At 66.0% G+C, this 2,080-nt stretch carries 3 protein-coding genes; all 3 read right to left on the reverse strand.

Annotated elements, in window-relative coordinates; translation table 11 throughout:
* Positions 1-1,295: chemotaxis protein CheA (locus VK519_RS04620; RefSeq protein WP_324347959.1), on the reverse strand; the 1,295-nt coding region annotated here is incomplete at its 3' end.
* A gap of 5 nt (positions 1,296-1,300) precedes the next feature.
* On the reverse strand, positions 1,301-1,663 hold the full coding sequence (locus tag VK519_RS04625; protein ID WP_324347960.1) for a response regulator: 363 nt from the start codon (positions 1,661-1,663) through the stop codon (positions 1,301-1,303).
* Positions 1,664-1,686: 23 nt separating this feature from the next.
* Positions 1,687-1,980, reverse strand: a complete 294-nt coding sequence (locus VK519_RS04630) for an STAS domain-containing protein (protein ID WP_324347961.1) — start codon at positions 1,978-1,980, stop codon at positions 1,687-1,689.
* Positions 1,981-2,080 lie beyond the last annotated feature (100 nt).

Below are 2,080 nucleotides of genomic sequence, written 5' to 3' on the forward strand. Positions count from 1 at the left end.
CCCGCGCCATCGTCGGCCACTTCCACCACGATCGAACCACCGCGGTGGAAGGCCTCCAGGCGCAACGTGCCGGTTTCGTTCTTGCCCGCCTCGCGGCGGCGCGCGGTGGATTCAAGTCCATGGTCGATCGCATTGCGCACCAGGTGCACCAACGGATCGCCGATCTTCTCCAGCACGCTCTTGTCCAGTTCCGTTGTTTCGCCGCGGATGTCCAGGCTTACTTTCTTGTCCAGCTTCTGCGACAGGTCGCGGGCCAGTCGCGGGAAACGATTGAAGACATGGCTGATGGGCAGCATGCGGATGCCCATCACGCTCTCCTGCAGTTCACGCGTGTTGCGCGCCAGCATGGCAAGGCCCGCGCGGAACTGCTCGAGCCCCGATGCATCCACGCCGTCGGCAAACTGGCTGAGCATCGACTGGGTGATCACCAGTTCGCCGACCATGTTGATCAAGAGGTCGATCTTTTCCGTGCCCACGCGGATGGACTGGGCATCGGGATTGGCAGCCACTTCGCGCACGGCGCGCGGTGCGTCGGACGTTCCGGCCGCAGAGGTCGGCTGCGCCACGGGGGGCACGGCCGGCGATGCGCTCTTACGCTCGGCGACGGTAAGCTCGCAATCGCCATCGACCCAGTCGAATACCGCATCGACTTTGGCGCGGGGAATATCCCCGTGCAGGGTGAGCTGCCACGATACGTATGCCGATTCGGCATCCATCGCGGCGAGCGCCGGCAGGGCATCGAGGCTGGCGACGATTTCCAGGCTCCCCAAGGCTGCCAGTTCGCGGAACATGCGAAGCGGCTCGTTGCCGGTCTTGAGCAGGTAATCGAAGGGGCGGAATGCGATATCCCAGCCTGCCACGCCGGCGGCGGCCGCCTTGGCCGGGCCGGCGGTGGCGGCAACGGCGCCCCCGACCATGGCGGCGAGGGCGGACCGCAGTGCTTCGCTCTCGGCGTCGGCGGCAGGCATACCGGCAGATGAGCGCTCCAGCATCACGCGCACCACGTCCACCGAGCGCAGCAGCAACTCCACCGCGGCGGCATCGATCGCCCGGCGGCCGGAGCGAACTTCCTCGAGCAGCGACTCTGCCACGTGGGTGAAGGCGGCCACGTCGGCAAAGCCGAACGTGGCAGCGCCGCCCTTGATCGAATGGGCGGCGCGGAAGATCGTGTGGATCAGTTCCCCGTCATCGGAACCGGCATCGAGTGCCAGCAACGCGGCTTCCATGGCCGCGAGGCCTTCATTGCTCTCGTCGAAAAATGCCCGATGGAACTGGGCCAGATCCACCTTTGCCATGAGGATCAGCCCAGCACGCGGCCGACGGTGGCCAGCAGCTGGTCAGGGTCGAACGGCTTGACCAGCCAGCCGGTGGCCCCGGCAGCCTTGCCTTCCTGCTTGCGCTCAGGATGCGACTCGGTGGTGAGCATCAGGATCGGAACGCCCTTGTACTCGGCAAGGCAGCGCAGTTCCCGCACCATGGCGATGCCATCCATCACCGGCATGTTGACGTCGGCCAGTACCAGGTCGAACTTGCGGCCTTTGGCCGCATCCACGGCCAATTGTCCGTTTTCGGCTTCTTCCACGTCGTGGCCGGCGCCACGCAGGGTGAAGGCCACCATGCTGCGCATCGAAGCTGAATCGTCTACCGCAAGAATCCTAGCCATCTTTTACCTCGTCAAAGCCGGCATCAGGCCGCCGGCAAGTTCATCGTCTTGTCCAGCCCAAGCATCGCGGCGCCGTCACGCAGGACCTGGCTTACCCCGCCCCAGCCCACGGACAGGCCCTGGCCGCCGGCATCGCGCGTAAAGGCGCACAGCACCTGCAAGGCCGCCGTATCCACCTGGACCACGTCGCCGCCATCGAGCATCACGGGGCTTCGGGCAGCCAGCGCCTTGAGCAGACGCTCGCGCAAAGCCTGCGCCTGTGGCAGGCGCAGGTCCGCATCGAGGGCGATCGGGGCTAAGGACTTGCGCGAGGCCATGGGAATCCGTGTATCCCGGGCGGCACCCGGGCTTCTGTTGGAGGGCTTATCGGCGCACCGGGGTGAAGCTTTAGCCCTCGATTGCACTAAAGACCGCGAC

The sequence above is a fragment of the Pinirhizobacter sp. genome (genome assembly GCF_035317885.1).
In the GTDB taxonomy this organism is placed as follows: domain Bacteria; phylum Pseudomonadota; class Gammaproteobacteria; order Xanthomonadales; family Rhodanobacteraceae; genus Pinirhizobacter.